26 protein-coding genes are annotated in these 25,526 nt (G+C 72.0%); 9 read left to right on the top strand and 17 right to left on the bottom strand.

All coding sequences use genetic code 11. From position 1 onward, the window contains the following. Positions 1-24: 24 nt before the first annotated feature. Together ACGFYU_RS04635 and ACGFYU_RS04630 are read left to right on the top strand one after the other, a co-directional pair. Positions 25-276 (top strand): DUF6332 family protein, encoded by a 252-nt coding sequence (locus ACGFYU_RS04635; RefSeq protein ID WP_393825761.1) that lies wholly within the window; start codon positions 25-27, stop codon positions 274-276. Positions 277-347: 71 nt separating this feature from the next. Continuing rightward, a complete protein-coding gene (locus ACGFYU_RS04630) occupies positions 348-881 on the top strand; it encodes a hypothetical protein (protein WP_393825760.1) in 534 nt (177 codons plus the stop codon). A gap of 6 nt (positions 882-887) precedes the next feature. On the opposite strand, the gene ACGFYU_RS04625 is transcribed toward ACGFYU_RS04630, so the two are convergent. Continuing rightward, a complete protein-coding gene (locus ACGFYU_RS04625; RefSeq protein ID WP_393825759.1) occupies positions 888-1,835 on the bottom strand; it encodes a spherulation-specific family 4 protein in 948 nt (315 codons plus the stop codon). A 159-nt stretch (positions 1,836-1,994) separates the two neighbouring features. Then, positions 1,995-2,693: a TetR/AcrR family transcriptional regulator gene (locus tag ACGFYU_RS04620; protein ID WP_393825758.1), complete on the bottom strand. Its 699-nt coding sequence runs from the start codon at positions 2,691-2,693 to the stop codon at positions 1,995-1,997. A gap of 156 nt (positions 2,694-2,849) precedes the next feature. Between ACGFYU_RS04620 and ACGFYU_RS04615 the strand changes: the two genes are divergently transcribed. After that, complete coding sequence (locus tag ACGFYU_RS04615; protein WP_393825757.1) at positions 2,850-3,317, top strand: nitroreductase/quinone reductase family protein; 468 nt, start codon at positions 2,850-2,852, stop codon at positions 3,315-3,317. A gap of 15 nt (positions 3,318-3,332) precedes the next feature. Here ACGFYU_RS04615 and ACGFYU_RS04610 read toward each other — a convergent pair whose 3' ends face one another. Next, positions 3,333-4,547 (bottom strand): geranylgeranyl reductase family protein, encoded by a 1,215-nt coding sequence (locus tag ACGFYU_RS04610; RefSeq protein WP_393825984.1) that lies wholly within the window; start codon positions 4,545-4,547, stop codon positions 3,333-3,335. A 247-nt stretch (positions 4,548-4,794) separates the two neighbouring features. On the opposite strand from ACGFYU_RS04610, the gene ACGFYU_RS04605 reads away from it, so the two are divergent. Further along, positions 4,795-6,159, top strand: coding sequence for a dipeptidase (locus tag ACGFYU_RS04605; protein ID WP_393825756.1), 1,365 nt, complete (start codon positions 4,795-4,797; stop codon positions 6,157-6,159). 108 nt (positions 6,160-6,267) lie between these two features. After that, on the top strand, positions 6,268-6,963 hold the full coding sequence (locus ACGFYU_RS04600; RefSeq protein ID WP_393825755.1) for an MBL fold metallo-hydrolase: 696 nt from the start codon (positions 6,268-6,270) through the stop codon (positions 6,961-6,963). Between the two features lie 2 nt (positions 6,964-6,965). Here ACGFYU_RS04600 and ACGFYU_RS04595 read toward each other — a convergent pair whose 3' ends face one another. Further along, on the bottom strand, positions 6,966-8,006 hold the full coding sequence (locus tag ACGFYU_RS04595; protein WP_393825754.1) for an NUDIX domain-containing protein: 1,041 nt from the start codon (positions 8,004-8,006) through the stop codon (positions 6,966-6,968). A gap of 188 nt (positions 8,007-8,194) precedes the next feature. On the opposite strand from ACGFYU_RS04595, the gene ACGFYU_RS04590 reads away from it, so the two are divergent. Further along, positions 8,195-9,190, top strand: coding sequence for a LacI family DNA-binding transcriptional regulator (locus ACGFYU_RS04590; protein ID WP_393825983.1), 996 nt, complete (start codon positions 8,195-8,197; stop codon positions 9,188-9,190). On the opposite strand, the gene ACGFYU_RS04585 is transcribed toward ACGFYU_RS04590, so the two are convergent. Continuing rightward, positions 9,180-9,341, bottom strand: a complete 162-nt coding sequence (locus ACGFYU_RS04585) for a hypothetical protein (RefSeq protein ID WP_393825753.1) — start codon at positions 9,339-9,341, stop codon at positions 9,180-9,182. The genes ACGFYU_RS04590 and ACGFYU_RS04585 overlap by 11 nt on opposite strands. 265 nt (positions 9,342-9,606) lie before the next feature. Between ACGFYU_RS04585 and ACGFYU_RS04580 the strand changes: the two genes are divergently transcribed. Continuing rightward, a complete protein-coding gene (locus ACGFYU_RS04580) occupies positions 9,607-11,982 on the top strand; it encodes a WD40 repeat domain-containing protein (RefSeq protein ID WP_393825752.1) in 2,376 nt (791 codons plus the stop codon). A 13-nt stretch (positions 11,983-11,995) separates the two neighbouring features. On the opposite strand, the gene ACGFYU_RS04575 is transcribed toward ACGFYU_RS04580, so the two are convergent. The 6 genes from ACGFYU_RS04575 to ACGFYU_RS04550 form a co-directional block, all read right to left on the bottom strand. Further along, positions 11,996-13,294, bottom strand: a complete 1,299-nt coding sequence (locus tag ACGFYU_RS04575; RefSeq protein WP_393825751.1) for a DUF6986 family protein — start codon at positions 13,292-13,294, stop codon at positions 11,996-11,998. Between the two features lie 174 nt (positions 13,295-13,468). After that, positions 13,469-14,431, bottom strand: coding sequence for an electron transfer flavoprotein subunit alpha/FixB family protein (locus ACGFYU_RS04570; protein WP_393825750.1), 963 nt, complete (start codon positions 14,429-14,431; stop codon positions 13,469-13,471). Between the two features lie 59 nt (positions 14,432-14,490). Then, positions 14,491-15,279 carry an electron transfer flavoprotein subunit beta/FixA family protein gene (locus tag ACGFYU_RS04565; RefSeq protein ID WP_382643300.1) on the bottom strand — a complete coding sequence of 263 codons (789 nt, stop codon included), beginning with the start codon at positions 15,277-15,279 and terminating at the stop codon, positions 14,491-14,493. A 200-nt stretch (positions 15,280-15,479) separates the two neighbouring features. Beyond that, positions 15,480-16,022 carry a flavin reductase family protein gene (locus ACGFYU_RS04560; protein ID WP_393825749.1) on the bottom strand — a complete coding sequence of 181 codons (543 nt, stop codon included), beginning with the start codon at positions 16,020-16,022 and terminating at the stop codon, positions 15,480-15,482. Between the two features lie 61 nt (positions 16,023-16,083). Then, entirely contained in the window at positions 16,084-16,164 is an 81-nt protein-coding gene (locus ACGFYU_RS04555) for a putative leader peptide (protein WP_393825982.1), read from the bottom strand. Between the two features lie 146 nt (positions 16,165-16,310). After that, complete coding sequence (locus ACGFYU_RS04550) at positions 16,311-16,661, bottom strand: TlpA family protein disulfide reductase (RefSeq protein WP_393825748.1); 351 nt, start codon at positions 16,659-16,661, stop codon at positions 16,311-16,313. Positions 16,662-16,875: 214 nt separating this feature from the next. On the opposite strand from ACGFYU_RS04550, the gene ACGFYU_RS04545 reads away from it, so the two are divergent. Continuing rightward, positions 16,876-17,598, top strand: coding sequence for a lysophospholipid acyltransferase family protein (locus tag ACGFYU_RS04545; protein ID WP_393825747.1), 723 nt, complete (start codon positions 16,876-16,878; stop codon positions 17,596-17,598). 62 nt (positions 17,599-17,660) lie between these two features. On the opposite strand, the gene ACGFYU_RS04540 is transcribed toward ACGFYU_RS04545, so the two are convergent. Further along, complete coding sequence (locus ACGFYU_RS04540; protein WP_393825746.1) at positions 17,661-18,845, bottom strand: alginate lyase family protein; 1,185 nt, start codon at positions 18,843-18,845, stop codon at positions 17,661-17,663. A gap of 206 nt (positions 18,846-19,051) precedes the next feature. On the opposite strand from ACGFYU_RS04540, the gene ACGFYU_RS04535 reads away from it, so the two are divergent. Continuing rightward, positions 19,052-20,284, top strand: a complete 1,233-nt coding sequence (locus ACGFYU_RS04535) for an MFS transporter (RefSeq protein ID WP_393825745.1) — start codon at positions 19,052-19,054, stop codon at positions 20,282-20,284. On the opposite strand, the gene ACGFYU_RS04530 is transcribed toward ACGFYU_RS04535, so the two are convergent. The 5 genes from ACGFYU_RS04530 to ACGFYU_RS04510 form a co-directional block, all read right to left on the bottom strand. After that, positions 20,229-20,828, bottom strand: coding sequence for a transglutaminase family protein (locus ACGFYU_RS04530; protein ID WP_393825744.1), 600 nt, complete (start codon positions 20,826-20,828; stop codon positions 20,229-20,231). The genes ACGFYU_RS04535 and ACGFYU_RS04530 overlap by 56 nt on opposite strands. Positions 20,829-20,910: 82 nt before the next feature. Then, positions 20,911-22,005 (bottom strand): threonine aldolase family protein, encoded by a 1,095-nt coding sequence (locus tag ACGFYU_RS04525; RefSeq protein ID WP_393825743.1) that lies wholly within the window; start codon positions 22,003-22,005, stop codon positions 20,911-20,913. Further along, positions 21,984-22,745 (bottom strand): SDR family NAD(P)-dependent oxidoreductase, encoded by a 762-nt coding sequence (locus ACGFYU_RS04520; protein WP_393825742.1) that lies wholly within the window; start codon positions 22,743-22,745, stop codon positions 21,984-21,986. Before ACGFYU_RS04520 ends, ACGFYU_RS04525 begins: the two co-directional genes overlap by 22 nt. A gap of 26 nt (positions 22,746-22,771) precedes the next feature. Then, on the bottom strand, positions 22,772-24,178 hold the full coding sequence (locus ACGFYU_RS04515) for a DUF6421 family protein (RefSeq protein ID WP_393825741.1): 1,407 nt from the start codon (positions 24,176-24,178) through the stop codon (positions 22,772-22,774). Between the two features lie 212 nt (positions 24,179-24,390). Then, entirely contained in the window at positions 24,391-25,512 is a 1,122-nt protein-coding gene (locus ACGFYU_RS04510; protein ID WP_393825740.1) for an LLM class flavin-dependent oxidoreductase, read from the bottom strand. Between the last annotated feature and the right edge of the window lie 14 nt (positions 25,513-25,526).

Genomic DNA, 25,526 nt, shown 5'->3' with positions numbered 1-25,526 from the left:
CGTGTCCGCTGTGAAACTGCACGCATGGGGCGACGTACTCAGGCGGACCGTGACGCGATCACCATCGAGATCGGCTACGCCTTCGTCAGTGCCTCCTTCGCGGCCGCCCTCGCCTTCGGCGCGGTGTACGGGCCCGCGGCGGCGTTCTCGCTTCCGCGCACGGCGGGCCACGTGCTGGCGGTGACGGGCGGCGCCGTCGCGGCGGCGGTGTTCGTGCTCCGGGTCACGCACATCCTGTGGCGCTTCGCCCGCCGCCCCGAGAACGACGGTCGATAGGGCGTCCGGCACGGCGTTCGGTAGGACGTTCGGTAGGGTCGACCCCTTCAACGATCATGGGGGGCTCTTCGATGTTCACTTCCACCGTGCGGGGTGCGGCGCTGCTCGCCGTCGCCCTGGCGGCCTTCACCGTCTCCTGTGGGGCGGACCCGGCCGGGCCCGCCGCCGCGCCGTCGTCCCCGCCGGCGGCGGCCGCCTCGCAGGGCGCGGCCCCGGGCTCGGCATCGGCGTCCCCGTCCGCGCCGACCGGCGCCGCACCCGCGAAGAGCGGAGCCGCGACCGCGCCGACAGAGCTCCCGCCCGAGAAGGTCCGGGACTCCTTCGCCGGCCTCCAGGCGACCCTGAACGACTCGTGCACACCGGGCAACTGCGCCTACTTCCTGGGTCGGGTCCACGACGAACTCCACCGCCTGGACCGGTCGATGAAGGCGGACCCGAAGGGGCCCGGCCACTTCCCGGAGCCGATCGCCCTGATCGCGAAGCTCGACGCGGAGCTGGGTGGCGACCGCACCTTCGAGAACCTGAAGAAGCACCAGACCTCGCTGATCGGCACCCGGGACAAGATCAACACCTGGATGCAGGGCCACCCGGACGACTACCGCTGACGCGGCTCAGCCGAGGGTGGCCGCGTAGTCGGTCTGGTCCCGGAACGCCCACGCAGGGGAGCTGTCCCAGGGGTTGGGCATGACCGCGCTGGTGGCGTACGCGTAGCCCGCGCCGCGGTCGAAGGCCGTGCGCAGGGTCGCGCGCATCGCCTCGACGTCCGGGACGTCGTGGACCAGGTGCCAGAACGCCGTTCCGCTCGGGTCGAGTTCGGTGCCCGGGCGGTAGCCGCCCACTGGGTCGAAGACGTTGCCGCCGGGCCGGCCGCTGCCCGTGTAGGCCGCGTAGGTGTCCTCGTACGTGACGAACACGTCGGCGGTGCGGCGGCCCGGCTCCAGGTAGCAGTCGGCGATGGCCGTGCCTGGGTTGTCGACGACGAGGTCGGTGGCGGCCGGGTCGACGGCGCGCATGGTGTCCTGGACGTGGCGGCGCAGCTCCGCGTAGTGGTCGCGGGTGGCGTTGCCGGGGCCGCAGTCGCGGCTGACGACGTCGAAGAAGATGCCGTCGACGTGGAGGCGGCCGTCGGGGGTCCGCAGGTAGTTGTCGACGGAGGCCTTGACGGCGGCGATGTCGCGGTTGCCGTGGTCGGTGTGGACGTAGCCGAGCACCTTGGTCCGCTCGCCGGTGGCGGTGACGGCACGGCGCAGGGCGTCGGCGCGGGCCCGCCAGGAGGCGTCGAACGGGGCATCGCCGTTGCCGGGGTTGAGGACCACCAGCGAGGGGGCCGGTTCCGTGGCGGTGAGGTCCGCCAGCATCCGGTCCCGCGCCCCGACGTATGCGGGGACCGCGATCTCCATACCCCGCACGCCGGGTATCCGGGGCGCGGCGGATGTCACCACCCGGGCCGGCTCCGCGGTGCGCACCGTCGCGTCGGGCCCGGGCGCGGGCGCCGGGGACGGCGCGGCCAGTAAGGCGGTGACCACGAGGGTGTACAGGGCCTTCACGGCGCGGGGCATGACGGTTCCTCCGGCGGCGGCAGCAGGGGGGCGACCCGAGGAACACTAGACGGACGGGCCTTGGTTCAAGGGGCAACCGCCCGATTCCGCCCGGCGAACAGGCGAGCGACCTGCCGCCCCGTCCTGTGGGTCCCCGTCAACGCACCGCCGGGTCCCGGCTCATACGGCGGGCAGCCCCACCCCGTGGGCCAGCTGGCCGGCGGCGTGCGTGAAGAAGGCGTCCCGGTCCTCGACGACCCGGTTGAACTGGCCGAACAGCTCGAAGGAGACGAGGCCGACCAGCTGCGCCCAGGCGGCGACGAGGGCTGCGGTGACCTCCGGGGGCAGGCCTTCGGCGAAGTCGGCGGTCATCCGGACGGCTTCGGGGCGCAGGTTTGCCGGCAGCGGCGGCAGGGCGAGGCCGCGGCCCTCGTAGGCGGCGCGGACGACGGCGATGAAGGTGTTGCCGACGCGGGACGCGGGGCCGACGGTGTCCTGGGGGGCGCTGTAGCCGGGGACGGGGGAACCGTAGATGAGGGCGTACTCGTGCGGGTGCTCCAGGGCCCAGGCGCGTAGGGCCTCGCAGACCGCGATCCAGCGGGCGCGGGGCGGGGCCGCGGCGGCGAGGGCGCGGGCTTCGGCCTCCTCGGCGGCGGCGCCGACGCTGTCGTAGGCGTCGATGATGAGCGCGGTGAGCAGCTCGTCGCGGCTGGGGAAGTAGCGGTAGAGCGCGGAGGAGACCATGCCGAGCTCGCGGGCGACGGCGCGCAGGGAGAGTTTGGCGGCGCCCTCGGCCGCGAGGCGGCGGCGGGCCTCGTCCTTGATGGCGGCGGTGACCTCGATGCGGGCCCGTTCCCTGGCCCCACGGACGGTATTCATGCGGCTCAGTGTGCCACGAAGACAGAGCACCGCCCAAGAAACGGATCCCCGATCCATTCAGAGAGCACCGCTCTTGTTTTAGTGCGCCGATCCGTGCACACTGTTCTCAAGCGAGAGCAGTGCTCTCGAAACCTGGACACGACCCCGGAGGCCACGATGAACGCGCCCACCCCGTCCACCCCGTACTACCTCCAGGCCGGCCCCTTCGCGCGGCGCTTCAACTCGTTCCTCGGCAAGCTGGCCCGGATCGGCATCAGCCTGGCCGGCTCCGCCGAGCTGGCGGTCCGCGGCCGAAAGTCCGGCCGGATGCAGCGGATCCCGGTCAACCCGCACGCGTACGAGGGGGCCCAGTACCTGGTCTCGGCCCGCGGCCACTCCCAGTGGGTCCGCAACATGCGGGTCGCGGGCGGCGGCGAGCTGCGCGTGGGTCGCAAGGTGCGCACCTTCACCGCCACCGAGCTCACCGACCCGGTGCAGAAGGCCGCCGTCCTGCGCACCTACCTGGAGAAGTGGGGCTGGGAGGTCAACACCTACTTCCAGGGCGTCACCGCGAAGTCCTCCGACGCGGAACTCCAGGCGGCCGCCGCCGACCACCCGGTCTTCCACATCACGGTGTCGAACTGACCACCCTCCGCCGTACTAGGGGGTGCCGCTCCGCGCCGCCTGCCTGGCGTCCAGCACGTGCAGCGCCTTTCGGGCCAGCGGGTACGTACGCACCAGGTCGGCCAGGGTCGTCGAGCCGCGGGTGATCCGGGCGAAGGCCCGCCACGCCGGTCGGAAGCCGGTGATCGCCGCGTGCATCAGGCCCGGCCGGGCCTCGAAGACGCCCAGCATCCGCTTGCCGACGCCCATCTCCACGCCCAGCCCCGCCTTCACGGCGAAGGCGTAGTTGAGCGCCTGGCGGCGCGCGTCCACCGCGTCCTGCGCCTCGGAGATCTTCGCCGCCCACTCCCCCGCGAGCCGCCCCGAGCGCAGCGCGAAGGAGATGCCCTCCCGGGTCCAGGGTTCCAGCAGCCCGGCCGCGTCGCCCGCGACCAGCACCCGGCCGCGCGAGAGCGGCGAATCGGGCTTGCGGCAGCGGGTCAGGTGCCCGGAGGAGACGGCCGGTTCGAAGCCGGCCAGTCCGAGCCGGGCGATGAAGTCGTCCAGGTACCGCTTGGTCGCGGCGCCGTCCCCCTTCGCCGAGATGACCCCCACGGTCAGGATGTCCCCCTTGGGGAAGACCCAGCCGTAACTGCCGGGCAGCGGGCCCCAGTCGATCAGCACCCGCCCCTTCCAGTCCTCCGCGACCGTCTCCGGGACGGGGATCTCCGCCTCCAGGCCGAGGTCCACCTGCTCCATCTCGACCCCGACGTGCCCGCCGATCCGGCTCGCGCTGCCGTCGGCGCCGACCACCGCGCGGGCCAGGACGGTCTCCCCGTCAGCCAGCACCACGGCCACCGTGCGCCGGTCGGGCACCGCCGCCCCGTGCTGTTCGACGCGAGACACGGCCTTACCCGTACGGATGGTGGCTCCGGCCTTCTCCGCCTCGGCGACCAGCCCGGCGTCGAACTCCGGCCGGTTGATGAGCCCGAAGAGCATCTGCTTCGAGCGCCGGGTCCGGGTCAGCTTCCCGTCGAGCGAGAACGTCACCGCGTGGATGCGGTCCTTGAAGGGCAGCACGAACCCCGGGGGCAGGGCGTCGCGCGAGGGGCCGATGATGCCGCCGCCACAGGTCTTGTACCGGGGCAGCTCGGCCTTCTCCAGCAGCAGGACGCGCCGCCCCGCCGTCGCCGCCGCGTAGGCGGCCGAGGCCCCGGCCGGTCCGGCCCCGACCACGACCACGTCCCACACCTCGCCGGTCCCCCCGGCCACCTCGTCCCCAGCCCCCTGCGCGGCCTGTCCTGCGCTTGCGTCGCGTACGTCGTCGTCGCTGCTCACGATGTGCTGCTGCTCCTGATCACCCGGTCGGTCCGATGCCGGGCAAATCCTACGGCGAGTCGCCGCCCCGTCCTGTTGTGCGAGGATCGGGACTGCCTTCGCCGTACCCGGCATACGCCACCCACGCGGATCCGGGCGGCGTACTACTGCGAACAACGTCGCACCCAAGAGGAGCGTGCCCATGTCCCAGAATCCGATCGCCGAGACCGTCGCCTCGCTGATGCCCCGCGCCAAGCAGGAGCTCACCGAGTTGGTGGCCTTCCAGTCGGTGGCGGACTGGGCGCAGTTCCCCAAGAGCGAGAGCGAGGCCGCCGCCAACTGGGTGGCGGACGCCCTGCGCGTCGAGGGATTCCAGGACGTGGCGCTGCTCGACACCCCCGACGGCACCCAGTCGGTGTACGGCTTCCTCCCCGGCCCCGAGGGCGCGCCGACCGTTCTGCTCTACGCGCACTACGACGTGCAGCCGCCGCTGGACGACGCCGCCTGGATCTCCCCCGCCTTCGAGCTGACCGAGCGCGACGGCCGCTGGTACGGGCGCGGCGCCGCCGACTGCAAGGGCGGGTTCATCATGCACCTGCTGGCGCTGCGCGCGCTGAAGGCCAACGGCGGCGTGCCGGTGAACGTGAAGGTGATCGTCGAGGGCTCCGAGGAGCAGGGCACGGGCGGCCTCCAGCAGTACGCCACCGCGCACCCGGAGCTGCTGGCCGCGGACACCATCGTCATCGGCGACGCGGGCAACTTCCGCCTCGGCCTGCCGACGGTGACGGCCACCCTGCGCGGGATGACCCTGCTGAAGGTGAAGATCGACACCCTGGGCGGCAACCTGCACTCCGGCATGTTCGGCGGCGCGGCCCCCGACGCGCTGGCCGCGCTGATCCGCGTACTGGACTCGCTGCGCGCGGCGGACGGTTCGACGACCGTCGACGGGCTGGCCTCGGACGCGGTGTGGGAGGGCCTGCAGTACCCGGAGGCGGACTTCCGTGCGGACGCGAAGGTGCTGGACGGGGTCGAGCTGATCGGCGGCGGCACGATCGCGGACCGGCTGTGGGCCCGCCCGGCCGTGACGGTGCTCGGCATCGACTGCCCCCCGGTGGTCGGCGCGACCCCCTCGGTGCACGCGAGCGCCGGCGCGCTGATCAGCCTGCGGGTGCCGCCGGGCGTGGACATCTCGGCGGCCATCAAGCTGCTGGAGGCGCACATGGTGGCGCACACGCCGTGGAAGGCGCGTCTGGAGCTGGAGATCGTCGGCCAGGGCCAGCCCTTCCAGGCGGACACGAGCAGCCCGGCGTACGCCTCGATGGCGGCGGCGCTCCAGGCGGCGTACCCGGGGCAGGAGATGCAGATCGCCGGCATGGGCGGCTCGATCCCGCTCTGCAACACGCTGACGGAGCTGTACCCGCAGGCGGAGATGCTGCTGATCGGGCTGAGCGAGCCGGAGGCGCAGATCCACGCCGTCAACGAGAGCGTGTCGCCGGAGGAACTGGAGCGGCTGTCGGTGGCGGAGGCGCTGTTCCTCGTCAACTACGCGGAGTCCAAGCGCGGCTGACCTCCGGTGGGGCCCGGGCCTCCGGATGGGGCGGGGTCCGCTCTCGGCGGACTCCGCTACCGGTGAAGTCGCGTGCAGGAGGCGGGCCGGGGTCCGTAGCGTCGGCGTATGGATCTTGTCGAAGTCATCCCGAACCGTCTCCACATGCTCCGCTTCCCCATCGGCCAGGCCTATCTCTGGCAGGACGGCGAAGCCCTCACCCTCATCGACGCGGGCCATGCCGGCCACGCGGACGAGATCGAGAAGGCGATACGTTCCCTCGGGCTGCTGCCCGAACGGCTGGAGCGGATCGTCCTGACGCACTGCCACGGCGACCACTTCGGGGGCGCCGGCGAGCTCGCCGCCCGCCACGGCGCCCGCATCCTGGCGCACCGACTCGACGCGCCCGTGATCCGGGGCGAGCAGCCGGTGCCCGAACCGGTGCTGCTGGACTGGGAGGTGCCGCTGTACGAGCACGCCCTGACCGTCGTCCCCGAGGCCCCGCCCACCCCCGTCGACCGGGAGCTGGAGGACGGCGACGCGCTCGGCTTCGGGGACGGGGCGTACGTGGTCCACGCCCCCGGCCACACCGATGGCAGCATCGGCATCCATCTCCCGCACCACGGCGTGCTGTTCACGGGGGACTGCATCGCCGCCGTCGGTCCGCTGATGCTGGGCGTCTTCAACGTGGACCGCGCCCGGGCCGTCGAGTCCTTCCGCCGGCTGGCCGCGCTCGCCCCCCGGACGGCCTGCTTCGGCCACGGCGACCCCCTGACGGTCGACACGGCCGCGCGACTGGCCGAGACCGCCGCGTCGACCGCCTGACGTCAGCCGGTCGGGATGCCCGCCTCCAGGTAGAGGGGGCGGCCGCGTTCGCGGGCGCGCAGGGCCCAGCGCAGGCGCTCGTAGCGGTGCTTCGGGAGCAGCCCGGCGGCCTCGGTCTCCGTGACGAAGCGCCAGGCCCGCAGTTCCGGGCCGGGCAGCCGGAGACGGCGCTCGGCGCCCTCCGGGAGGCGGCCGCCGTCGAAGAGCAGGCGCAGCCCCCCGAAGCCGGGGGGCTGCGGGGGCTCCCAGTCGACCACGAGCAGCCCCGGCGTGCGGTCCAGTGCGAGGCCCAGTTCCTCGGCGACCTCCCGTACGCCCGCGCACGCCGGTGCCTCGCCGGCTTCGACCACCCCGCCCGGGAACTCCCAGCCCGCCTTGTACGTCGGATCCACCAGCAGCACCCGGTCCTGCTCGTCGAAGAGCAGCACCCCGGAGGCCACCGTCTCCCGCGTGGGCTCCGGGCTCTGCACGATCGCGCTGACCCGGGCCGCGTCCGTGCGCACGGCTTCGGCGATCCGCTCCGCCGTCTGGCGCGGGGTCAGGGCGCCGTTGTCGACGACGTGCGCGTCGGCGGTGAGCCAGCCGAGCGCCTGCCGGTAGACCGGGATGTGGTCGTACGCCCACTGGCGGACCCGGACGTCCACCTCCTCCGCCGGCACCTCCGGGTCCTCGCGGGTCGCGATCCGCTCACGCAGGATCGTTTCCGCCGGAGCCAGCAGCACATGGCGCACCGGGATCCGACGGGCCGCCAGCCCGCCGAAGATCTCGTCCCGGTACTCCTGCCGGAGCAGCGTCATCGGCACGACCAGCACCCCGCCCAGTTCCGCGAGCATCGCCGCCGCCGTGTCCACCACCAGCCGCCGCCAGCTCGGCAGGTCCTGGTAGTCGGAGACCTCCGCCAGACGTTTGCCCGGCAGCAGCACGCGCAGTGCGTCCCCTATGAACTCCGGGTCGAACAGGGTGCTGTCCGGCAGGATTCCGGTCAGTTCGCGGGCCGTGCTGGTCTTTCCGGCGCTGAATGTGCCGTTGATCCAGACAATCACGTCTACCCCTCTCCCCATGGCTCGTCCGGAGCCCCCAGTGGCTTGCCCGCACCACCCTGCCACGGAAACCTCACTCTCGGCCCAGTGCTTATCCTCAAGGTCAGAGCGCTGCCCGATACCTCCGGAGGTTTCCCACCGTGCCCCACAGCCGCCGCCCGTCCGACCCCCGTTACGGCAACCGGCCGACCATGAAGGACGTGGCGGCCCAGGCGGGCGTGGGCCTGAAGACGGTGTCGCGGGTGGTCAACGGCGAGCCGGGCGTCACCCCCGACACCGAACGGCGCGTCCAAGAGGCCATCGACGCCCTCGGTTTCCGCCGCAACGACAGCGCACGCGTGCTGCGCAAGGGCCGTACCGCCACCGTGGGTCTGGTCCTGGAGGACCTCGCCGACCCCTTCTACGGTCCGCTGAACCGGGCGGTAGAGGAGGTGGCCCGCGCGCACGGCGCCCTGCTCATCAACGGCTCCAGCGCCGAAGACCCGGAACGGGAACGGGAGTTGGCGCTCGCCCTGTGCGCGCGCCGGGTGGACGGGCTGATCGTGATCCCGGCCGGTGACGACCACCGCTACCTGGAGCCGGAGATCCGGGCGGGCGTGGCCACGGTGTTCGTGGACCGCCCGGCCGGCCGGATCGACGCGGACGTCGTCCTCTCGGACAGCTTCGGCGGCGCCCGGGACGGCGTGGCCCACCTGATCGCGGGCGGCCACCGCCGGATCGGCTTCATCGGCGACCACCCGCGCATCCACACGGCCACGGAACGTCTGCGCGGCTACCGCGCGGCGATGGCGGACGCGGGCCTCCCGGTGGCCGAATCCTGGGTCTCCCTCGGCTCCACCGCCCCCGACCGGGTCGCGGCGGCGGCGCGCGCGATGCTCGGGGGCCCGGAGCCGGTCTCCGCGGTCTTCGCCGGCAACAACCGGGTGACGGTCACGCTGGTACGGGTCCTCGCGGACCGGGAGCGGGACCGCCCGGTGGCCCTGGTCGGCTTCGACGACTTCGAGCTGGCCGACCTGCTGCGGCCCGGCGTCACGGTGGTGGCCCAGGACGCTGCGGCCCTGGGCCGGGTGGCCACGGACCGCCTCTTCCAGCGCCTCGCGGGAGCCGACCTCCCGCCGTCCCGCATCGAACTCCCGACCCGGCTCATCGCCCGCGGCTCGGGCGAAATCCCGCCGGTCAGCGGATAAGGGCGCGCAGGCCCGGCACCGACCCGCCCGCGGCGGTCAGGCCGACCAGCACCGCCAGGGCCGGGTGTACGCCGCCGAGGTGGCCGAGGCCGCCGACGACGATGCCGATCAGCACGGCGCCGAGGAGCACGACGGCGGAGTGCAGTGACAAGAACGGCTCGTCGCCCGGCGGCGAGGGCGGCTGGGGCGGAGGGGACGACTGCGAGGGCCTCGTAGGCCGCGAAGGAGTGGTCATGCCCCCATTTCAGCGGTGCCCGCCCCCGCACCCCACGCCGATGGAACGAACCCGTAGCGAAGCGAACCGGCACCGAACTCCCCCGAACCGCCTTCCTGTTCCGTTCTGTTCGGGAAAGTCCGGGACGGTTCGGCGAACGGCCCATAGCCTGGTGTTCCGTACGGCACGGGGAGGGCCCGGGGTGGACACGCAGGGCACGTTCGACGAAGAACTCCCCCGCCTCGCCGCGGATTTGAGAGCGTTGCGCGTCGGCCGCGGGGCGCCCACGTACCGAAAGGTGCAGGACCGGGCCCGCGACTCGCTGGCCGACATCCGACTGCCCGCCTCCACCCAGAGCGACGCCTTCAGCGGCAAACGGCTGCTGGGTTTCGACCTGCTGATGGGTCTCGTACGCGTCCTGCTCTCCTACGACTCGTACGGCCGGGAGCGGCCCCTCCCCGCGCACAACGACCCCGCCCTGGACCACTGGCGCGACCGCTGGCGCGCCCTGGAGGCGCTCCGGCCGCCCCGCGGGTCCGGCCGGGCGGCCCGGCCCGTTGCCGTTGCCGCGGCCGCGGCAACGGAGGCCACACCAAAGGAGGCCGCACCGAGGGACTCCGCACCGGCAGGGGCCGGGCCGTCCGATCCGCCCCCGGCTCCCGCTCCGGTACGGTCCCCCCACCCGAGCGGCTTCACTCTGACCCACCTGCTGACCGCGGACAGCGGCAACCTCTGGGGACTGGCGTTCTCGCCCGACGGCCGCCGCCTCGCCACGACGGGACAGGACAAGACCGTCCGGCTGTGGGATCCGGTGGACGGCCGGCTCGTCAGTGCGACGCACACGGGCAAGGCCGGCGCACACCACCTGGCGTTCTCGCCCGACGGCCGCACCCTGGCCACCGGCAACCTCGACCACTCCGTACGCCTGTGGGACGCCGCGACCATGGAACCGCTGGGGCCTCCGATGCGCGGTCACGCACTGCCCGTCCACAATCTGGCGTTCTCACCCGACGGCCGCACCCTGGTCAGCGCCGCCGAGGACGACACGATCCGCCGCTGGGACGTGTCCACCGGCGAACGTGCCGGTCCGCCCCTGACGGGGCATCGCGGCAAGGTCCTCGCGCTGGGCTTCCTCCGGGACGGCCGGCTGCTGGCCGCCTTGCGCGGCACCAGCCTGGTCGAGCTGTGGGACCCGGTGGCGGGCGCGACCGTCGGGGAGCCCGCCCTCAGCCACGGCGGTGAGGTCGTCGCCGTGGCCTTCAGCTCCGACGGCCGGCGACTGGCCACCGGCGGCGAATCCGTACAGGCCCGGCTCTGGGACACCGTCACCGGCCGGCCGGTGGGACCCGCTCTGGCCTGGCCCGCCGGGCTGGTCTGGGACGTGGCCTTCACCCCGGACGGGCGGCTGCTCGCCACCGCCGACAACAACGGCACGGTCCAGCTGTGGGACACCGCCGCCGGCACCCCGGTCGGCCGGCCCCTGACGGGCGATGCCCGCCGCCTCCAGAACGTCGTCTTCTCCGCGGACGGCCGCTCACTGGCCGCGTCCGGCGAGGGCAACACCGTGGTGGTCCACAGCATGGACCCGCCCCCACGGTCCGCCGCCCTCACGCCCCTCGCCGCCAAGGCTTTGGGCGGGGTCCTCTACGGGGGAGCCCCGGTCCCCCTGCCGCCGCTGAGTGGCGGCGGGGAGGCCCTGGGGAGGGTGGCCTTCTCCCCCGACGGGGGCCGGCTGTTCGCCCTCGACCCGGACGAACGCGTCACGGTCTGGGATCCGGTCGCCGGCCGGAACCTGCCCGAGGAGACCATGACCCCCACACCGGGCATCCGTTGGGGACTGACGTTCTCCCGTGACGGCGGCCCGGCCGCGTTGTGGACCCGGATGTCGGACCGGAGCGCATCGCGGCGCGGCCGCGTCTCCCTGATCAAGCAGCTGGCCTTCGATCCGGACGGCCGGTTCATGGCGGTGGCCGACGCGGACGGCCGGATGCGGCTGTGGAACGCGGCCGGCGACCGTCCGACGGGCGAGGGCTTCGCCGGGCGGGAGGAGGTGACGGCGGTCGTCTGTGTGCCCGACGGCAGGCTGCTGGCCCTGGCCGTCGGTCACGGCGTCGTGCGGTGGGACCCCGCCACCGGGCTGCAGCACGGCCTGGCGATGACCCGCCACGAGGCCCCGGTACGGGTGCTGGCCTGCTCGGCGGACAGCCAACTGCTGGCCTCGGCCGACGCGACGGGCACGGTCCTGTTGTCGGGCACCGACGGCCGGTACGTCCCCGGACCGCCGACCGGCCTGCCCGGCGAGATCCACGATCTGGCGTTCTCCCCCGACGGCACGCTGCTCGCGATCGCCGCCCATGACGGGCTGCGGCTCTGGAACCACGTCACCCGGGAGCCCGTGGCCACCCTCGTGGACAGCGGCTCCGCCGTCCGCGGTGTCGCCTTCTCCCCCGACGGCGGTCTGCTGGCCGCCACCGGAGCGGACGGCACCGTACGGCTCTGGCTGTCGCCCCTGTCCCCCCGGAGCACGGACCGCGGCCCGGCCCCGGTGAACGGGGCCGGGCCGCGGGAGCACCGGTGAGCGGAGCGGGCCGTTACGCCGTCGCCGTCAGCGTCGCCGAGCGGCGCGGGATCGCGAAGGCGTCCAGCTCGGCGCGTGTCAGGCCGGTGAGGGCGGTGACCTCGTCGGCGCCGACCGCGCCGCAGTCCAGGCCGCGGACCAGGTAACCGGCGAGGGCCTTGGCGGTGGCGGGCTCGTCCATCACGTCGCCCTCGATCTTGGCGACGTACGCCTTCAGGCGCGCGGCGGCGGCCTCGAGGCCCTCGCGGTAGAAGGTGAAGACGGCCGCGTAGCGGGTCGGCAGGTGCGCCGGGTGCATGTCCCAGCCCTGGTAGTACGCGCGGGCCAGGGCGCGGCGGGTGAGGCCGTAGTGCAGCTTCCAGGCCTCGTGGACCTTCTCGGTGGTGCCGATCGGCAGCACGTTGGTGGAGCCGTCGGAGACGCGCACGCCGGTGCCGGCGGCCGCGACCTGCATGATCGCCTTGGCGTGGTCGGCGGCGGGGTGGTCGCTGGCCTGGTAGGCGGCGGAGACGCCGACGCAGGCGCTGTAGTCGAAGGTGCCGTAGTGCAGGCCGGTGGCGCGGCCCTTGGAGGCCTCGATCATGCGGGCCACGGTGGCGGTGCCGTCGGAGGCGAGGATGGACTGGCTGGTCTCGATCTGGATCTCGAAGCCGATCCGGCCCGGACGCAGGCCGCGGGCGGTCTCGAAGGCCTCCAGCAGCTTGACGAAGGCGGAGACCTGCTCGGCGTACGTCACCTTGGGCAGGGTCAGGACCAGGTTGTCCGGGAGGCCGCCGTGGGCGAGCAGGCCGGAGAGGAAGATGTCGGTGGTGCGGATGCCGCGGTCGCGGACGTTGGACTCCATGCACTTCATGCGGATGCCCATGTAGGGGGCGTTGGTGCCGTTGGAGTACGCCTCGGAGATCAGGCGGGCCGCGCGGGCCGCCGCCTGGTCCTCCTCCTCGTCGGAGCGGACGCCGAAGCCGTCCTCGAAGTCCACGCGCAGGTCCTCGATGGGCTCGGAGGCGAGCTTGGCGCGGACGCGGTCGTAGACCGGTACGGCCAGCTCGTCGGAGATGCCGAGTACCTTGGCGAAGGTGGCGGCGTCCGGGGCGTGCTCGTCGAGGGCGGCGAGGGCCTGGTCGCCCCAGGAGCGGACGGTGTCCGCGGTGAAGACGTCACCCGGCACGTAGACGGTGTGGATGGGCTGACGGGTGCCGGGGTCGCCCGGGTAGTGGCGCGCGAGTTCCGCGTCCACCGGCGCGAGGGAAGCGCTGATGCCCTCGCTGACCGCGCCTGCGAGGCTCGTCGCCACCTTCTCCTGCTGACCCATCGTGCACTCTCCTCTTTTCCGCTTCACGGAAGCTTAGATCCGCATTGCAGAATTTAGTCACGGGGTTCCACTCAGTCAATGGTCCCTCCGCCGTCCTGGACAAACGACTCGGGGCCGTGCGGTGAGAAACACCACACGGCCCCGAGAACGTCAGGCTACGAAGAGAAGCGCAGGTCAGCCCTTGCGCGCCTTGATCTCCTCGGTCAGCTGCGGGACGACCGCGAAGAGGTCGCCGACCACGCCGTAGTCGACCAGGTCGAAGATCGGGGCCTCGGCGTCCTTGTTGATGGCCACGATGGTCTTCGAGGTCTGCATGCCGGCCCGGTGCTGGATCGCGCCCGAGATGCCGGAGGCGATGTACAGCTGCGGGGAGACCGACTTGCCGGTCTGGCCGACCTGGTTGGAGTGCGGGTACCAGCCGGCGTCGACGGCGGCGCGCGAGGCACCGACGGCCGCACCGAGGGAGTCCGCGAGCTCCTCGATGATGTGGAAGTTCTCGGCACCGTTGACGCCACGGCCGCCGGAGACCACGATCGCGGCCTCGGTCAGCTCGGGACGGCCGGTCGACTCGCGCGGGGTGCGGCCGGTGATCTTGGTGCCGGTGGCCAGGGCGCCGAAGGTGACGGCGAGCGCCTCGACGGCGCCGGCGGCCGGGGCGGCCTCGACCGGGGCCGAGTTCGGCTTCACGGTGATGACCGGGGTGCCCTTGGAAACACGGGACTTGGTGGTGAACGACGCGGCGAAGGCGGACTGCGTCGCGACCGGGCCCTCGTCACCCGCCTCCAGGTCGATGGCGTCGGTGATGATGCCGGAGCCGATGCGCACGGCCAGGCGGGCGGCGATCTCCTTGCCCTCGGCGGAGGAGGGGACGAGCACGGCGGCCGGGGAGACGGCCTCGTAGGCGGCCTGGAGCGCGTCCACCTTCGGTACGACGAGGTACTCGGTGAACTCGGGGGCGTCGGCGGTGAGGACCTTGACGGCGCCGTGCTCGGCGAGCACGGCGGCGGTGTCGGCCGCACCGGCGCCCAGGGCGACGGCGACGGGCTCGCCGATGCGGCGGGCCAGCGTCAGCAGCTCGAGGGTGGGCTTGCGGACGGCGCCGTCCACGTGGTCGACGTAGACGAGAACTTCAGCCATGGGACTGCTCTCCTGCTATTGCGAAGTGTCTGGGGGCTATTGAGAGTTGGCCGAAGCTCTTAGATGAACTTCTGGCCGGCCAGGAACTCGGCCAGCTGCTTGCCGCCCTCGCCCTCGTCCTTGACGATCGTGCCGGCGGTGCGCGCCGGGCGCTGCGCCGCGGAGTCGACCTTGGTCCAGGAGCCTTCCAGACCGACCTCGTCGGCCTCGATCTCCAGCTCCTCCAGGTCCCAGGATTCCACCGGCTTCTTCTTGGCGGCCATGATGCCCTTGAAGGAGGGGTAGCGGGCCTCGCCCGACTGGTCCGTCACGGAGACGAGCGCGGGGAGGGAGGCCTCCAGGGTCTCGCTCGCGGTGTCGCCGTCGCGGCGGCCGGTCACGGTGCCGTCCTCGACCTTGACCTCGGAGAGCAGGGTGACCTGCGGGACGCCCAGGCGCTCGGCCAGGATCGCCGGGAGCACGCCCATGGTGCCGTCGGTCGAGGCCATGCCCGTGACGACCAGGTCGTAGCCGGCCTTCTCGATCGCCTTGGCGAGCACCAGCGAGGTGCCCATGACGTCGGTGCCGTGCAGGTCGTCGTCCTCGACGTGGATGGCCTTGTCGGCACCCATCGACAGCGCCTTGCGCAGCGCGTCCTTGGCGTCCTCGGGGCCCACCGTCAGGACGGTGATCTCCACGTCGTCGTCCGACTCCTCGGAGATCTTGAGCGCCTGCTCGACGGCGTACTCGTCGAGCTCCGACAGCAGGCCGTCGACGTCGTCACGGTTGACGGTCAAGTCCTCGGTGAACTGCCGGTCGCCGGTGGCGTCGGGCACGTACTTCACACAGACAACGATCCTCAGGCTCACGCCGGCTCTCCTACCGCATCGTCTTTTCTGATACCGCCTTGTGCAGGCAGCATAGGCGCCTTGTCGGGCGGATCCCGGTCGGGGCGGCCCGCGCTCCGAAGGGAATGTTACTCGTCAGTACACCGTGGGTCCCGCGAAGGTGCAAGCCCGGCGAACTGTGATCTGCCCAACGCCGCCCGACCCGCCCCAACAGGGACGATTCAGTCGCGCAGCGCGTTGAAGCGACCCTGGTAGTAGAGCAGGGGACGACCTCCCCCGGCCGGACTCCCCGCCGGATCCCCGGTGACCGCCTCCGCGATGATCACACGATGCTCGCCTGCGGGCACCCGGGCCACCACCCGGCACACCAGCCACGCCAGTACGCCGTCCAGGACCGGGACCCCGTGCGGCCCGGCGCTCCAGTCGGTGGCCGGCCCGAAGCGGTCGGCTCCACTGCGGGCGAACAGGCCCGCCAGCTCCCGCTGGTGCTCGCCGAGTATGTGGACGCCGAGGTACGCGCTGTCACGCACCGCGGGCCAGCTGGAGGCACCGGTGCCGATGGTGAAGGAGAGCAGCGGCGGGTCCGCGGACACGGAGTTGAGCGAGGTCGCGGTGAAGCCCGCCGGCCGGCCGCCGGTCTCGGCGGTGATCACGGCGACTCCGGCGGCATGCTGCCGGAACACGGAGCGCAGGAGGTCGGGCGAGCCGGGCAGTCCGGCGTCGAAGCGGGGGGACGGAACCGTCGGGGCCGCGGGAGCGGTCATCGGGGTCTTCCTTCTGCCGCGCGGTGCGCGGGCACGGTCGGGGATCAGGGGTCGGGGGCGCTCAGTGATCCCAACAGCGCGCGCTCGCGTATCGGACGAGGTCCACGTGGACCCGTCCGTAGAGCAGGAGTTCATACGGCATGCCGCCAGCCTCGCGATTCCCCGTGTACACAGTCAAGCGGGATCCGTCAGATGTCAGGCGCGTCACGCTGTGTGCGGGCGCGCGCACCGGCGCAGCTCCCCCGCGGCGCCCTCGTACGGATGTCGGACGGCCGTCGTGCGGCGCCGTCATACGGCGGCCCCGAGGGCGGCGATCACATCCACCTTGCGCGGCATCCCGGCGGCCCGCCGGACGATCCGGCCCGCCGCGTCCAGGACGAGCACCGTCGGGGTCTTCTCGATCTTCAGGTCGCGCATCAGGTCGAGCCGGTCCTCGGCGTCGATCTCGATGTGCGCGACGCCCTCCACCATCGCCGCGACATCGGCGAGGATCCGCCGGGTGGCCCGGCAGGGCTGGCAGAACGCGCTGGAGAACTGCACCAGGCTGGCCCGAGCCCCCGGCTCCTCGCCCAGCTCCGCGGCGCCCAGCACGGCCCGCCCGTCGTCCTGCCCGAGCACGCGCACTCCCCTCGTCGCCATCCTTATGGGTACATCATCCCCGTGGACACATACGCTGACGGCAGCGCCCGGGAAGCTGTCCGCATTCCCGGCGTGACGAGAATCTCGCCGGGCGCGAGCGTCTGGGCTGGCCAGCAGCCCGCGTATGGGGCACGATCCCCATGGTCGCGTACCTACGCTTCCGTAACTTCCGGCCGGGAGCACCTCCCCAGGCAGAAAGCGGGGTCTCCCCACCATGGCTGAGCTCGTCTACCCGCCCGTGATCGGCGCAGCCCACGGGCTCTTCCGTGCGCTGGACATCCGCATCGACATGAAGGGCACCGAGAACATCCCGCGCAAGGGAGGGGCGGTCCTGGTGTCGAACCACATCGGATACCTCGACTTCATCTTCGCCGGCCTGACCGCGCGGCCTCAGAAGCGCCTGGTGCGCTTCATGGCGAAGGAATCGGTGTTCCGGCACCGGGTGTCGGGCCCGCTGATGCGCGCGATGAAGCACATCCCGGTGGACCGCAAGCAGGGCGAGACGGCCTACCAGCACGCCCTGGACTCGCTGCGGGCGGGCGAGATCATCGGCGTCTTCCCGGAGGCCACGATCTCCCAGTCGTTCACGCTCAAGAGCTTCAAGTCGGGTGCGGCGCGGATGGCCCAGGAGGCAGGCGTCCCGCTGATCCCGGTGGCGCTGTGGGGCACGCAGCGGCTGTGGACCAAGGGCCGCCCGAAGAACCTCAAGCGCAGCCACATCCCGGTGACGATGCGGGTGGGCGAACCGCTGGAGGCGCCGACGGACCAGTACGCGGGGGCCATCACGCGCCGCCTGCGCGAGCGCGTGCAGGAACTGCTGGAAGCGGCGCAGCGCGCCTACCCGGACAAGCCCAAGGACGCCTCCGACTCCTGGTGGCTGCCGGCCCACCTGGGCGGCACCGCGCCGACGGCGGCCCAGGTGAAGGAAGCCGGCTGACCCGCACCCGCGTACGGACGACGGCGCCGCCGTGCGGGGCCGTCGCCTGTCCGTGGAAGGCGTCAGTTGGGGTTCTCGGCGTGGGTCAGGGTCTCCCAGGCCTCGAAGTGGTTCTCGGTGCCCGCGGGTCGTCGGCCCTCGGTGAGCCTGCGGGTGTTCTCCATGGTGACGCCGAGCCGCGTGTGCAGGGCGTTGTAGCCCACCTCGGTCGCCGGGCCGAGGCCCCTGGTCAGGCTCCCGCCGCAGAGCCAGGACGGCACCGGCTCGCCGAGTTCGTAGCCGGCGTGGAAGCCCAGCGCGTGCCGGAAGCGGTCCTTGAACTGTTGATACAGGTCACGCCCCTGGATCCGTGAGGTCTCGGCGACGTGCATGGCCGCCGCGATGCCCATGCCGGTGTGGCCGAAGTCCCGGCAGGTCTCCTGGGCGAGTCCGTTCACGAAGGTGCTCTGGCCGTGCCAGTAGTCGATCAGCTCGCTCTTCGTGTTGATGCTCGAACGCGGCGGGTAGAACGGCTGCGGGCCGTCGGAGGCCAGGTAGAAGTAGGCGGGGACGCGGCCGAGGTAGATGTTCATCGCCTTGTCGTAGCTCGCGCGGTCGTCGAGGTGGACCGAGATGCCGATCGCGGCGTCCATCATGATCAGTTCCCAGTTGCCGTTGCTGTTCGGCTTCCCACCGATCACCTCGGGCAGGTAGACGTCGCGGAGCATGGTCGCGAAGCGCCCCTGGTTCGGCCAGCCGCCGGTGTACGTGTGCTTGATGATCTCGGCGGCGCGCGGCCAGGTGGAGCCCGCCCAGCCGCTCTGCAGCGGCGCGTTGCTGTTGGTGTGATCCTTGATCTTCGCGGACCAGGCGTCCATCAGCTCGATGGACTTCCTGGCGTACTTGGCATCCCGGGTGACGTACCAGGCGAGCGCCTGGCTGTAGGCCGCGATGGCGTCCTCGCGCTCGTCGGAACAGCCGATGTCCGGGTTGGAGTACGAACCGCACTCGACGACCTCGCGCGGCTTGGGCGTGCGCGACAGCGAGCCGTACGCGCTCGCCAGCATCTGGTCGTACGCCGCCTTCCACGGCTGCCGGCCGGCCTGTACCTGCGTGCGTACGAAGTCCAGTTGGGCGCGGCTGCTCAGGACTCCGGGGTGGGCGAACTGCGCGGGGGCGGCGGGCGCCGCGAGGGAAGGGGCGGGAAGCAGGGTCGCCGCCAATGCGAGGGCCAGGGTGGCGAGTGCGGCGGGGATTCCGAAACGCATGGGGGGCCTTCCGCTGGGAGGGAGGGGTTCCGGTACGCCGAAGATACTCATGCCCATGCCAAGCTGACAACGATGTCCGACAAGAAAGTTTCCTATCAACTCCCCGGCTTCCAACGGGACTCCAGCGGAACCGGATCCTTTCCCCGTACACCCATATGACGTAACGTCCGCGAGTGCGGCGCGGAACACACACTTGGGGGGCCGGGATGGGCGGGTTCGGCCGGTATCTGGCGGCGGCACTGGCCGCGCGCTTCGCATCGGAGGGCATGGCGATGGCCGTGGTCCTGCTCGCCCTGGAACGCACCGGGAGCGCGGCCTACGGGGCCTTCGTCCTGACCGCCTGGCTCGCTCCGCACGTCCTGGCGGCTCCGCTGGCGGGCGCCGCCGCCGCCCGGACCCGTCGGCCGCGGCTCTTCCACGCCGGTGTCCTGGGCGGGTTCGCGGCCGCCGTCACCACGCTGGCCGTGCTGCTGGGCCGGGCCCCGATGCCGCTGGTGCTCGCGGTGGCGGTGCTCGGCGGCAGTTGCGGGCCGATGGTCACGGGCGGGCTGTCCAGCCTGGTCACGGCCCTGGTCCCGGCGGGGGCCGGGCGGGACCGGGCGTACGGGTGGGACGCCTCGACCTACAACGCCGCGGGCGTCACCGCACCGGCGGCGGTCAGCCTCGCCACGGCCCTGTGGTCGGGCGGTCCGGCGATGGCCGTCCTGGGGATGTCGGCCGCGCTGGCCTCGGCCCTGGCGGCCACCCTCCCGTACGAGGATGCGCGCGCGGGCCGCACCGCCGGAGCGCCCCGGGCCGGGCTGGGTGCGGGGCTGGCGGCCCTGTGGCGGGTCCGGGAGCTGCGGGCGGTCACCGCGGCGACGACCCTGGCCTTCGTCGGCATCGGCTCGCTGACCACCACGGCGGTGCTGCTGGCCGCCGGGCTGGGCAGTCCGGGTGCCGGGGGCGTGCTGATGACGGCCTTCGCGGTGGGCGCTCTGGGCGGCTCGCTGACGCTGGGCCGGATGACGTCCGTGGCACCGGGCAGGCTGGTGCGGTGGGCACTGGCCGGGACGGGGGTGGCCCTGGCCGTGGCGGCGTTCACGCCGTCGGTCACCGTGACGGCGGCGCTGTTCGCGGTGGCGGGGGTGTGCGACGGCCCGCTGCTGACGTCCACGCTGCGGATCCGCGCGGAGCACGCACCGGACGGGGTGCGGACCCAGGTGTTCACGCTCGGCGCGGGGCTCAAGGTGACGGCGGCGTCGACCGGGGCGGCCCTGGTGGGGTTCGCGGCCGACGCGCCCGCGTGGACACTGCTGACCGGGATCGCCGGCCTGCAGCTCGGGGCGGCCCTGCTGCACGTACTGACGACCCCGCGGGGGCCCGTACCACCGCCGGCGGTCGCTACAGCGCGGCCGGAAGGTTCCGCCACAGCTCCGGCCGGTCGGCGGACTCCTTGAGGACCTTCAGGGTGGCCGGGTGCGGGGCGGCGTACAGCTCGGGGTAGTCGATCTCGCCGAGCTCCGGGCGCACCGGGAAGGCCAGTTGCTCCACGTCGAGGCTGAACTGGGCGTCCACCCCCGGCTTGTTGCCGCGCGGGTCGATCCGGGCCCAGTCCTCACTGCCGGGGAGCCGGACGGCGACGAGCCCGTGGATCACGAGGTCGCTGCCGTCGTCCTCGCCGAGGAGCTGGTAGCAGAGGCCCGCCGGGATGCCCTGGGCCCGCAGCAGGGCGACCAGGGCGTGGGACTTGGCGTAGCAGATGCCGTTGCGCGTGCTCAGCACGTCGGAGGCGCGCCAGGAGACCCGCATGTCCCCGGAATCCGCCGAGTGCGGGATGGTGTCGCGGACGAACTCGAAGGCGACCTTTGCGAATGAGTATGCGTCGCCGGTGGCGGACCAGAGTGCGTCCGCGGTTTCCTGTACGAGCGGATGCCAGTGGTCGATCACCTCATCCGAAGCCAGATAGGCATGGATGTCAGGGTTCTGTTGGATCAGTTGCATGACCCGGAGCATAGGCAAACCCTCGGCCGTAGATCAATAGATTTACGGCCGAGGGCATAAATATTCACCATCGTGCGATCGGCTAGCGGGACATCTCTTCCTTCAGTGCCTGGAGGAAGCCGTCCACGTCCTCCTCCTGGGTGTCGAAGCCGCACATCCAGCGGACGTCACCCGCGGCCTCGTCCCAGAAGTAGAAGCGGTAACGCTTCTGCAGCCGCCGCGACACCTCGTGCGGCAGCCGCGCGAACACCGCGTTCGCCTGCACCGGGTAGAGGATCTCCACCCCGTCCGTCTCGCGTACGCCCGCGGCCAGCCGCTGCGCCATCGCGTTGGCGTGCCGGGCGTTGCGCAGCCACAGGTCCTTGGCGAGCAGCGCTTCCAGCTGTACCGAAACGAACCGCATCTTCGACGCGAGCTGCATCGACATCTTGCGGATGTGCTTCATCTGCCGGACCGCGTCCGGGTTGAGCACCACCACGGCCTCGCCGAACATCATGCCGTTCTTGGTGCCGCCGTACGACAGCACGTCCACGCCGACCGTGTTGGTGAAGCTGCGCATCGGCATGTCGAGCGAGGCCGCGGCGTTGGCTATCCGGGCGCCGTCGAGGTGCACCTTCATACCGAGGCCGTGGGCGTGGTCGCAGATGGCCTTGATCTCGTCCGGGGTGTAGACGGTGCCGAGTTCGGTGTTCTGGGTGATCGAGACGACCTGCGGCATCGCCCGGTGCTCGTCCTCGAAGCCCCAGGCCTCCTGGTCGATCAGCTCGGGGGTGAGCTTGCCGTCCGGGGTGGGGACGGCGAGCAGCTTGATGCCCGCCATCCGCTCCGGTGCGCCGCCCTCGTCCACGTTGATGTGGGCGGTCTTGGCGCAGATCACGGCGCCCCACCGGTCGGTCATGGCCTGGAGCGCGACGACATTGGCGCCCGTGCCGTTGAAGACCGGGAAGGCTTCCGCGTACGGCCCGAAGTGGCTGCGGATGACCTTCTGCAGGTGTTCGGTGTACTCGTCCTCGCCGTACGAGACTTGGTGGCCGCCGTTGGCCAGCGCGACGGCGGCCAGGACCTCGGGGTGCACCCCCGCGTAGTTGTCGCTTGCGAAACCGCGTACCGCCGGGTCGTGGTGGCGCCGGGCGTCGGTCTTCCCGGCATCGGTTCTCACGGTTGCGGAGTGAGCCACAGACGCTGTCCGTTCACATCGATGGCGGGCCGCTCCCAGACGCCGGCGATGGCCTCGGCCAACTCCTTGACATCGGTGAAGCCCGCGAACTTCGCATTGGGACGCTCGGCGCGCATCGCGTCGTGCACCAGTGCCTTGATCACCAGGATCGCAGCCGCCGCGCCGGGGCCCTCATCGCCCCCCGCCTTGCGGAAGGAGTCCGCGAGGGCCAGGGTCCAGGCCTCGGCGGCCGCCTTGCCGGCGTTGTAGGCGGCGTTGTTGGCGACCGGCTTGTGCGCGCCGGACTGGCTGACCAGGACGAAGCGCCCGCGGTCGCTGCGCAGCAGTCCGTCGTGGAAGGCGAGCGAAGTGTGCTGGACGGTGCGGATGAGGAGCTTCTCCAGGAAGTCCCAGTCCGCGAGGTCCACGTCCGTGAAGGTCTTGCTGCCGCGCCAGCCGCCGACGAGGTGGACGAGGCCGTCGATCCGCCCGAACTCCTTCTCGGTGCGGTCGGCCCAGGCCTTGGTCGCCTCGAGGTCGAGCAGGTCCACGGTGTCACCGGTGACGGTGGCACCGCCGTGGGCGTAGCGGGCCGCGTCGACGGCCTCCGCGAGCCGTGCCGGATCGGCGTCGGAGGCCACGACCACGGCCCCTGCCTCGGCGAGGCGGAGCAGGGCGGCGCGGCCGGCGGGCCCGCCGGCCCCGGCCACCGCCACCACCGCTCCGTGCAGCTTTCCGTTGGCGTTCCCGGAGCCGTTCATCTGTGCAGCCTCCTGTGGGCGGTCGCTCACGCGGCGACCCGCTCGGCGCTCTCGGCGTTCAGGGCCGTGATCCCCTTCGTGGAGGCGATCACTCCCTTGAGCTTCTTGGCGAGCGCCTCATAGAACATGCTCAGCGGAAACTCGTCCGGAAGCACGTCGTCCACGAGCTTCCGCGGCGGCTGCGTCAGGTCGAGGGCGTCGGGACCCTTGGCCCACTTGGAGCCCGGGTGCGGCGCGAGGTAGGTGGAGACCAGCTCGTACGCCTTGAACCAGTGGACGAGCTTCGGGCGGTCGATGCCGGCCCGGTAGAGGTCCTCGATCTCGGCGCACAGCTGGTTGGTGACCTGCGGGGCGCGCATCCAGTCGATCTTCAGCTTGTTGTCCGTCCAGCGCACGACGTCGTGCTTGTGGAGGTACGCGAAGAGCAGCTGGCCGCCGAGACCGTCGTAGTTGCGGTTGCGGTCGCCGGAGACCGGGAAGCGGAACATCCGGTCGAAGAGGACGGCGTACTGGACGTCACGGCCGTGCTCGTTGCCCTCGGACTCCAGCTTCACGGCCTCCTTGAAGGCGGTGAGGTCGCAGCGCAGCTCCTCCAGACCGTACATCCAGAACGGCTGGCGCTGCTTGATCATGAAGGGGTCGAACGGCAGGTCGCCGTGGCTGTGGGTGCGGTCGTGGACCATGTCCCACAGGACGAAGGCCTTCTCGCAGCGCTCCTGGTCCTCGACCATGCGGGCGATGTCCTCGGGCAGCTCGATGCCGAGGATGTCGACGGCGGCCTCGGTGACCTTGCGGTAGCGGGCGGCCTCGCGGTCGCAGAAGATGCCGCCCCAGGCGAAGCGCTCGGGGGCCTCGCGCACGGCGATGGTCTCCGGGAAGAGCACGGCGGAGTTGGTGTCGTAGCCCGGGGTGAAGTCCTCGAAGGTGATGCCGAGGAACAGCGGGTTGTCGTACCGGGTGCGCTCCAGCTCGGAGAGCCACTCGGGCCACACCATCTTGAGGACGACGGCCTCCAGGTTGCGGTCCGGGTTGCCGTTCTGCGTGTACATCGGGAAGACGACCAGGTGCTGGAGGCCGTCGGCGCGCTCGGCGGCCGGCTGGAAGGCCAGCAGGGAGTCGAGGAAGTCAGGCACGCGGAAGCCGGCCGCGGCCCACTTGCGGAGGTCGGCCACGAGCGCCCGGTGGTACTCCGCGGCGTGCGGGAGCAGCGGGGAGAGCACCTCGACGGCGCCGATCACGCGCTCGACCGCGGCCATGACGGTGGCGCGGGCGTGTTCGCCCTCGGCCTCGAAGTCGATGGAGCCGTCCGGGGACTGCCAGGGGCGGATCTCCTCCACGGCGGCCTTGAGCTCGGGCCACGCCGGGTGGTCGACCACCCGCGCCTCAGCGGCTATCACGGCACCGCCGGCGCCCGGCACAAGAGTTTCCGTCATGTCACTTCCTCCACAGGAGAACCTCACGTCAAGGCAGCGTAAACGTGCGAGGCTCTCCCGCTCAAGAGGTAACTCCGAAAATTATCCTGCGACACCCCCCGCTTCACCGGAAGTCTTCCCGTCCATCGGGATGGAATGAGCGGCTCCGCCCAGTCGCGCCAAGGCCTGCCGGGACCGCCGGGCCCGTGGCGGCACGCTGGCGGGGGCGGTCGTCACAGCTGCCGGAAGTGCGGGATGACCTTCTCGCCCCATTGCCGCAGGGTCTCCAGGCAGGCCTCCTGCTCCACCGTGCCCATCTGGATCAGGCACATGATCTCGTCGGCCCCCGCCGCGCGGAGCCGTTCCACGTACGCGATGGCGTCGTCGGCGCTCCCGTAGGCGTGGTCGGCGTTGAAGGTGGCCGTCGAGGTCGGCCGGACCGGGATGTCCAGCTCGTGCAGGCGGGCCACGACCTGCTCGGCGGCCTTGCGCATCTCCGCCGCCTCGTCCGCGCCCGCGACCACGGCCTCGTCCGGGATGCCCGCCCCGCCGTACCAGTGGCCGATGGACTGGGCGAAGAACCGCTGACCGCGGATGCCGACGCGCCGCGCCTCCTCCGGGTCGTCGAGCACGATGGTCGGACACAGCACCGAGAAGTGGTCGTTGACCACGGAGGAGACGAAGCGGCTGCCGTCCCGCCCGGCGATCGCGGCGTCGTAGACGGACCGCATCCCGGCGATCGACTCGGGGCCCGCGAATCCCATCACCAGGGCCCCGATCCCCAGCTCGGCGGCCTGCACGAGGGTCTCGCCCCGGCTGCACGCCAGGAACAGCGGCGGGTGCGGGGCCTGCTTCGGCCGCGGCAGGATCGGATGCGGATCGATGTCGAGCAGCTCGCCGTGGTACTCCAGCTCCTCCTCCCGCCAGGCCCTGCCGATGATCCGCAGGGCCTCCTCGACCTCCGCGGTGGTGCGCTCCCTGTCCACCCCGCACAGCGAGGTCTCCTGCTCGGTGCCGCCGCGCCCGGCCCCCAGGTCGAGCCGCCCGCCCGAGAGCAGGTCGAGCATGGCGGCCCGCTCGGCGACACGGACCGGATGGTTGAAGTTGAAGGGCATGCACACGACGCCGTGGCCGATGCGTATGGTGTTCGTCCTGGCCGCGACCCAGGTCAGGAAGATCTCGGGAGCCGACATGTGCGCGTACCACTTCAACGAGTGGTGCTCCACCGCCCAGATCCGGTCGAAGCCCATACGCTCGGCGAGCACGGCCTGCTCGACGCAGTCGCGGATGACCTGGTGCTCCCGTTCCACGGTCGGGTCGGCAAGCTGAGCTTCGAAGATCACGGAGAATTTCACTGTGCCTCCAGGTG

It is taken from the genome of Streptomyces sp. NPDC048337 (genome assembly GCF_043201175.1).
Lineage (GTDB): Bacteria > Actinomycetota > Actinomycetes > Streptomycetales > Streptomycetaceae > Streptomyces.
Note: the sequence above shows the minus strand (reverse complement) of the source record. Positions and strands in the feature narration are given on the sequence as shown.